This is a genomic window from Thioalkalivibrio denitrificans (genome assembly GCF_002000365.1).
GTDB lineage: Bacteria > Pseudomonadota > Gammaproteobacteria > Ectothiorhodospirales > Ectothiorhodospiraceae > Thioalkalivibrio_A > Thioalkalivibrio_A denitrificans.
The window spans coordinates 400-1,304 of sequence record NZ_MVBK01000094.1 but is presented as its reverse complement, the minus strand read 5'-3'; the positions used below and the strand labels follow the sequence as shown (position 1 = coordinate 1,304).

The 905-nt window shown below is 65.5% G+C and carries 1 protein-coding gene; it reads right to left on the bottom strand.

Annotated features, from left to right (window positions below; all coding sequences use genetic code 11):
- On the bottom strand, nt 1-905 hold a 905-nt coding region (gene rlmN / locus B1C78_RS14075; RefSeq protein ID WP_139349949.1), incomplete at both ends, for a dual-specificity RNA methyltransferase RlmN.

Below are 905 nucleotides of genomic sequence, written 5' to 3'. Positions count from 1 at the left end.
GAGCATGTCCTGGAAACGCCGGAGCGCCGCTTCGGACGAGCGCCGGTACCGCGTCTCCGGGAACGGGTTGAAGGGGATCAGGTTCACCTTGCAGGGCACGTCGCGCAGCAGACGGATCAGTTCGCGCGCATGGGCGGGGGTGTCGTTGACGCCGTCCAGCATGACGTATTCAAAGGTGATCCGCTGATGATGCCGTTCCTCGCGCACGTAGCGCCGGCAGGCGCCGAGCAGTTCGGCAATCGGGTACTTGCGGTTGATGGGGACCAGCTGATCGCGCAGTGCGTCGTTCGGCGCATGCAGGCTGACGGCCAGTGCCACGTCCAGGGTCTCCTTCAGGCGATCCATGGCGGGCACGATACCGGAGGTGCTCAAGGTGACGCGCCGCTTGCTGAGCCCGTAGGCGTTGTCGTCCAGCATCAGGCGCATGGCATCGACCACCGCGTCGAAGTTCAGCAACGGCTCCCCCATGCCCATGAGCACCACATTGCTCACGGCCCGCTGCGGTGCCTTGCCGTCCGGCGCGCGTGGCGGCGCAAGGCGCCGGTTCGCCAGCCAGAGCTGCCCGATGATCTCGGCACTGGTGAGATTGCGGTTGAATCCCTGACGGGCCGTGGAGCAGAACGTGCAGTCCAGCGCGCAACCCACCTGGGAAGATATGCACAAGGTGGCGCGATCACGCTCCGGGATGAACACCGTCTCGATGCAGTTGCCATCCTCGAGGCGCAGCAGCCACTTGTGCGTGCCGTCGCTGCCCGCCTGGTCCAGCACCACTTCCGGGGCGCGCACCTCGGCGTGCTCGCCCAGGCGCTGACGCAAGGCCCTGGACAGATCCGTCATGGCGGCAAAGTCGGACACGCCGTGCTGATGAATCCATTTCATCACCTGTACAGCGCGAAAAGGCTTCT